General features: G+C 64.8%; 6 protein-coding genes and 3 tRNA genes. 2 read left to right on the top strand and 7 right to left on the bottom strand.

Going from position 1 to position 5615, the window contains the following annotated elements:
• Window positions 1–121: 121 nt before the first annotated feature.
• The 3 genes from Q1W26_RS04020 to Q1W26_RS04010 all read right to left on the bottom strand — a co-directional run bounded on the left by Q1W26_RS04020 (window position 122) and on the right by Q1W26_RS04010 (window position 440).
• Window positions 122–196 (bottom strand) — tRNA-Thr (locus Q1W26_RS04020).
• A 15-nt stretch (window positions 197–211) separates the two neighbouring features.
• Window positions 212–285: transfer RNA gene (locus Q1W26_RS04015), tRNA-Gly, on the bottom strand.
• Window positions 286–355: 70 nt separating this feature from the next.
• A tRNA-Tyr gene (locus Q1W26_RS04010) sits at window positions 356–440 on the bottom strand.
• 25 nt (window positions 441–465) lie between these two features.
• Here Q1W26_RS04010 and Q1W26_RS04005 point away from each other — a divergent pair.
• Window positions 466–1365: an HDOD domain-containing protein gene (locus Q1W26_RS04005; RefSeq protein WP_300436205.1), complete on the top strand. Its 900-nt coding sequence runs from the start codon at window positions 466–468 to the stop codon at window positions 1363–1365.
• 7 nt (window positions 1366–1372) lie between these two features.
• Here the strand turns inward: Q1W26_RS04005 and Q1W26_RS04000 are convergent, their stop codons facing one another.
• The 3 genes from Q1W26_RS04000 to Q1W26_RS03990 all read right to left on the bottom strand — a co-directional run bounded on the left by Q1W26_RS04000 (window position 1373) and on the right by Q1W26_RS03990 (window position 3820).
• Window positions 1373–1990 carry a LysE family transporter gene (locus Q1W26_RS04000; RefSeq protein ID WP_300436203.1) on the bottom strand — a complete coding sequence of 206 codons (618 nt, stop codon included), beginning with the start codon at window positions 1988–1990 and terminating at the stop codon, window positions 1373–1375.
• Between the two features lie 52 nt (window positions 1991–2042).
• Window positions 2043–2750, bottom strand: coding sequence for an energy transducer TonB (locus Q1W26_RS03995; protein WP_300436200.1), 708 nt, complete (start codon window positions 2748–2750; stop codon window positions 2043–2045).
• Between the two features lie 245 nt (window positions 2751–2995).
• Window positions 2996–3820 (bottom strand): nickel transporter, encoded by an 825-nt coding sequence (locus Q1W26_RS03990; protein ID WP_300436198.1) that lies wholly within the window; start codon window positions 3818–3820, stop codon window positions 2996–2998.
• A gap of 156 nt (window positions 3821–3976) precedes the next feature.
• Between Q1W26_RS03990 and Q1W26_RS03985 the strand changes: the two genes are divergently transcribed.
• On the top strand, window positions 3977–4411 hold the full coding sequence (locus Q1W26_RS03985; RefSeq protein ID WP_300436196.1) for a thioesterase family protein: 435 nt from the start codon (window positions 3977–3979) through the stop codon (window positions 4409–4411).
• Here Q1W26_RS03985 and Q1W26_RS03980 read toward each other — a convergent pair whose 3' ends face one another.
• The gene (locus tag Q1W26_RS03980) at window positions 4412–5458 is read right to left on the bottom strand and encodes a VCBS repeat-containing protein (RefSeq protein WP_300436193.1); all 1047 of its coding nucleotides are present in this window, start codon (window positions 5456–5458) and stop codon (window positions 4412–4414) included.
• Window positions 5459–5615: the final 157 nt, after the last annotated feature.

Raw genomic sequence — 5615 nt, 5'->3', positions numbered from 1 at the left:
CAATCGTGCCGACGTTTACGTGCGGCTTCGTCCGTGCAAATTTTTCCTTAGCCATATCATCAACCCCGCAAAAAATCAGGAAATCGGAACACTAACTCTAAGCCGTTGCACCAGTAATTGCTGGTGCCCATGGGCAGGATTGAACTGCCGACCTCTCCCTTACCAAGGGAGTGCTCTGCCACTGAGCTACATGGGCCTCACACACGCAAACTGGAGCGGGTGAAGGGAATCGAACCCTCGTCATAAGCTTGGAAGGCTTCTGCTCTACCATTGAGCTACACCCGCTTTACAACGCACGACTCACAATCACCACTTCATGCCTACACACAAACATGGAGCAACAGCATAAAACCGTTGGTGGAGGGGGAAGGATTCGAACCTTCGAAGGCAGTGCCGTCAGATTTACAGTCTGATCCCTTTGACCGCTCGGGAACCCCTCCAAGCGAGAAGCTGCGCAGTTTAGACATGGATATCGACATTGTCAAACACATTCGACAAATATTTTTCAAAGACTGTGCTTTAATCGATTCAACCAGGTTCTGTGCAAGGAGAAACCAACGCATGAACAATGATTTGCTGCTCGAAGCAGTTCTTGCCAGCGGTGTCGTGCTGCCCGCACCAGGACCGGGCTTTCTAAGACTGCAGGCCGCGGCTGCGGACGATGACGCGGGGCCAAAGGAACTGGCTCACGCGGTGAGCCAGGATCCCGCAATCACCGGAGCGCTTTTGCGGGTCGCCAACTCCCCTGTCTTCAGGCCCCGCAGCGCGCCTCGCTCGGCCCTAGAGGCCATCTCGATGCTTGGGCGTACGCGAACGCTGGCAACCGCTGCCAGCGTGGCACTCAGAAACCAGGGAGATGGCAAGAATGCGGCGGCGCTTGAAGTCGTCTGGGCAGCCTGTGCCAGTGCGGCCGATCACAGTTACCGTGCGGCACGGGCGACGCGCTTCAAATCACTTGCCGACACGGCCTACCTGGCGGCACTGATGCAGGACGCGGGGATTGCCGTTGTGCTGCGCCGCGCGCCCGAGCACGCCGGCGTTCTGCGTATTTCCGGTACGGCAATCGAGGTCGGAGCCCGGGCACTCGATGCACTCACGGGCACGGATCACGCAGCGGCGGGCTATCTTGTGGCGCGTAACTGGAAGCTGCCCCTGGAAGTGTGCGAGGCGATCCGCGCGCATCACGACCCACGCCTGGCATCCCGGCTTGGCGACGACAGCAGGCGCATCAGCCTGCTGCTGGCTGCAGGAAGGCGCCTTCGCGACGGTGCGTCACCCGACTGGACGGACTGGGAGGAGCAGGTGGAGGCGGAGCTGGGTTTTTCTGCAGAGGATCTCGATCAGCTCGCCGCGGCGCCGGATTGACAGCAACTCAGTGACGGGAGGTCGCGGTCAGGGCGAGTCCGGCGGCGACGAAAACGCCGCCGAAAATGCGGTTCTGCAGCCGCATCGCGCGATTGCCGCGGGCAACACCGCGAAAATGACCGGCCAGCAGCGCGTAGCCGGACATCACGAGGATATCGACGCAGCACATCGTGGCGCCGATCACCAGAAACTGGGGCAGGCGTGGCAGGCCGGAATCAATGAACGGAGGCACGAGGGCTGCGATGAAAACAATGGCCTTCGGATTGCCGAGATTAACCAGCACGCCCTGGAAGAAAAAACCGCCGCGGGCGCCTGAAGCAGGCACCAGCCCGCCTTCGGCCGGCGACTCCCGCCATTTTTTTACGCCCAGCCACACAAGGTAGCCCGCGCCCGCCAGCTTGACGGCCAGAAAAGCGGGTTCCGATGCCGCGAGCAGGGCGCCAAGGCCCGCCGCCACCAGGGCAAGCTGCATGAGCAGCGCGGCTTGCAAGCCGAGAATCGCCGTGAGGGCGTGGCGATAGCCATGCTGCAGCCCCACGCTCATGCTGAGGGCAGCCCCCGGGCCGGGCGAGAATGCAACGACCAGCACGGTGGCCAGAAAACCCAGCCAGAGGGGAAGTGACATGAAAAGCTCCACTGGCGGAATGCGGCCGCCACCGTGTTTGAAGAAAAGCGTTTCAACCCGCCTCGTCCGTACCCAGCCGGAAACGGACGGGAACGACAACCGACGCCTCGACCGGCTCGCCGCCGCGCCGTGCCGGCACGAAACGCCAATGCCAGACTGCTGTGAGCGCCGCCTCGTCGAGGGATTCGTGGCCACCACTCTCGCGCACCCTGACGGAAATCGGGATGCCTTCTGCAGAGACGCGGACATCGAGGCGTACGGTGCCCTCGAGGCCGCGCCGACGGGCGATCAGCGGGTAGCCCGGCTTGGGATTGTCGAGATAGCGGGCGCCGAAGCTTGGCGGTGAATAACTGGCGGGTGCGTCCGCCTGGCTCGGCGGAGCGGCCATCGGCGCAACCGGCCCGGGAGCGGCAGCCGGCTGACTCGCGGCAGGCGCAGATGGCGCCGACGCCGCTGCGACGGCCGGCGCTGGGTGCTCGCTGCGCGCCTCGCTGACCAGGCGCTGTTGCGGCTGAACCGGTTCGGGGTGCGTGCGGACACTCGCATGACGCGCTGGCGCGGGAGGCTCGGCCCGAGCCGGATGCGCCTCGGGCCGGGGCGCTTCGACCTTCTTTTCAGGGACGACCTCGCGGACCAGGCGGGCCTCGAGCAGACGCGGCGCATCAGGCGTTGGCGCGCGCAGACCGCTGCCGAGACCCAGCATGAGGCCGTGGGCCAGGATTGACGCACCGATCGCGTAGAGCAGCCCCCTGTCGCTCATCACAGGGCGATACGCACAGCCAGCCGTGGCAAAGCAGTGTGGATGTCGGCAAGGCGGGTGTCGGTGGTCACGGAGACTCGTCCAGGTAGTGGGTGGGGCTGACCGCGGCAGCCAAAATCACGGTATCCGTGCAATGTGCCGGCTCGCGCAGTTTCCAGCCTTAAGATCGGTCAAGGCAGGGGGAGGCAGATCGTACCGAATCGCACCCGAGCAGTGAACGGGAAGTTTGCCGGGACACGCGAGCCTCACCCCGTCACCGGCGCGTGGGGGCCACGCCTGCCGGCCAGGCGCATTCCCACAAGGAAACTCGTGAAGATCACGCCGATCACCGCAAAGCCCAGAGCCAGCTCCTTGCCCTCGCCCCAGGCTTCAAGGCCCGGCAAAGCGAGGCGTGCTGCACCATAGGCGGCCACCAGCAGGCTCATGCCGGCCACGGCCAGGGCCATCACCCTCGATGCGACGCGGGCAAGCTTGTCGGCGCGGGCGATCAGTCGGGCGATCCACAAACCATTGGCGCCATCCGCCAGCAACATGCCGAGCATGAAGGCCAGCCCGAGGCACACCGCATGCAGCCAGCCCCCGCTCTGCAAGCCGGTGACCGCAAACAGCGCCGCCTGACTCACGGTATCGAAGGACAGCGCGAACAGCGCGCCGACAAGGGCCACACCACCCGGATGGGCAACCCGTCCGAGGCGGCCCAGCCAGCGCCCCCGAAGGCCGACCGGACGCACAACGTCCTGCTCCCCCGCGGCAAACACCGCGCGCAGGTTGAGCAGGCCGAGAAGGGTCAGGAACACGATCGAAATCCAGGCGCCGGAAAGCTCGAGCCACGGCGGTGCAGTCCAGCCCTGCGACAGCAGGCTCACGCCCAGCGCGATGAGCATCACCACCACACCATGACCCATCGAAAACAGGACACCGCAGAAGCGCGCCCAACGCGGGTTTGCGTGCGCGTTGAAACGGGTCAGTCCGTCGATGGCAGCCAGATGATCGGCGTCGAAACCGTGTTTCAGGCCGAGCACGAAAACCAGCAGGACAAGGGCAAGGCTATCGCTCGACGAAGGAGGCATGGCAGGCGCCGTGATGCACGAATCAAAGACTCATTTTAGAGCATGCACGCTCCCGCAAGCAGCGCATCGCCCTTCCCGCCCCATCGGCAAAATCTATCGAGCGCGGCTGAAGTGCAATAATCCGTGCTTTCAGGTTTCAGGCAAGGATCCCGTCCCATGGCCCGTGTGCTCATAGAACTTCCCGCGCAGTTCGTGTTTTCCACCGAAGTGCCGATCTACATCACCCATATTAACAAGGCCCAACACCTCGACAACGCGGCGCTGATCGCGCTCCTGTCCGAAGCCCGCGTGCGCTTCTTCCGCTCGCTCGGCTACGACGAACTGGACGTGGACGGGGTTGGCATCGTGGTGGCGGACATGGCCCTGCAGTACAAATCCGAGGCCTTCCACGGGGAGACCCTGGTCTTCGAGATGACCCCGGACGACTTCAACAAATACGGCTGCGACCTCGTCTGGCGGGCCAGCGACAAAGCCACCGGGCGCGAGGTCGCCCGCGGAAAGACCGGCATCCTGTTCTTCGACTACGCGGCGCGCCGCCCGGCCCCCGTGCCCCAGGGCTTCCTCGCCAGGACAGCCTCGACGCCGGCCTGATCAGACTTTCAGGTCCACCTGCTGCAGCGTTCCGACCCGGCCGTCCTCGCCCACGAAGACGCCGGACGTGCGGATCGCCCCCAGCTCCTCGCCACCGTCCTTGAGCGTGAACGGCGTCGCTGTCCGCCCGAGGTAAAGCGCACCGACACCTGCGGCATCCAGCCCGACCACGGCCCCGCCGCCGTGTGCGTCGGGCGTCCAGACACCGAGCCGGCCAAACACGGGGTCGGCCTCGTCGATCCAGCCGCTCGCATCGCTGTCGTACTGCGCCAGATCGGCAAAACCATCGCCGCTGGCCGGCCCGAAAAGCTGACGGCCGGATTCCACCTTGCCGGCCCCAAGCGCATCGAGCACCAGAAATCCGCTGCCCTGCCCCAGTACCGGCACATCCACTTTGTTACCGTCGCCCAGCAGGTCGAAGCTGAAGCGCTGATTGCGCAGACTCGCCGCGCTGCCGCCAAAGTTGATCACCAAGGGATCCTTGCTCACCGCATTGCCGGCACGCAGGCTGACGCTGCTCGTCACCGTCTCGCTGCGCTGCATGGCCAGCCCGACGCTGAAGTCGATCATCCGGCCATCGGCGGTGCGAATCGTGCCTCTCGCCTCGAAGTGCGTCTCCTCGGAGCTTTCCCGCGTTTCGCGGCGATCGTATTCGATACCGAAATCCGGCTGCCGCGCGGCCGCTTCCGGTGCTGCAGCATCGGGTGCGGCCAGCTGCGACGACGCGTCGACAGCAAGCTCGGCGGCGGACATCACACGGATACTCCGCCCGGTCATCATTTCGACGATGGACTTGAGCAGTTCCATCCGGGGATCCGCCGCCATTTCGTCATCGGCAACCGGCGCGCTGGCCGCTGACGAATCGGCCTGTTCCAGGGTCAAGGCCTGTCGTCCCGCATCGGACAGCACCACGCTGCGGGCGGGCACGGGCTCAGCCGCCTCGCGCGGCCGTGGCCCCACCCACGCCTGCAGGCGCTCCTCCACTTCAAACTTGCTGGCACTTGCGTGAGTAGCAGCGAAGTCCAGGCTGGCAGCAGCGATTCTCATGGCGGTCTCCGGTGGCGGGCAGGAACATGTCTCTTTCAACGGCGGCCAGACAGCCGGCTTTACCAGCGCTCAAAAAAACGCAGCAAGCGCCCGTGCATACGTGGAAACCTGCGCTTACAGACACGCGCAGACGCCACCCGCGAGAGGCTCTAAGATG

Source organism: Zoogloea sp. (genome assembly GCF_030157465.1).
Classification (GTDB): Bacteria; Pseudomonadota; Gammaproteobacteria; order Burkholderiales; family Rhodocyclaceae; genus Zoogloea.
The sequence above is the reverse complement of the archived record's forward strand: the minus strand, read 5'-3'. Positions and strand labels throughout refer to the sequence as shown.

Bases quoted from the DNA above. Each gene is read 5' to 3' on its own strand.
- Q1W26_RS03990 (WP_300436198.1), bottom strand. From the start codon at position 3,820: ATGCCTCCTTCGTCGAGCGATAGCCTTGCCCTTGTCCTGCTGGTTTTC.
- Q1W26_RS04005 (WP_300436205.1), top strand. From the start codon at position 466: ATGGATATCGACATTGTCAAACACATTCGACAAATATTTTTCAAAGAC.
- Q1W26_RS03980 (WP_300436193.1), bottom strand. From the start codon at position 5,458: ATGAGAATCGCTGCTGCCAGCCTGGACTTCGCTGCTACTCACGCAAGT.
- Q1W26_RS03995 (WP_300436200.1), bottom strand. From the start codon at position 2,750: ATGAGCGACAGGGGGCTGCTCTACGCGATCGGTGCGTCAATCCTGGCC.
- Q1W26_RS04000 (WP_300436203.1), bottom strand. From the start codon at position 1,990: ATGTCACTTCCCCTCTGGCTGGGTTTTCTGGCCACCGTGCTGGTCGTT.
- Q1W26_RS03985 (WP_300436196.1), top strand. From the start codon at position 3,977: ATGGCCCGTGTGCTCATAGAACTTCCCGCGCAGTTCGTGTTTTCCACC.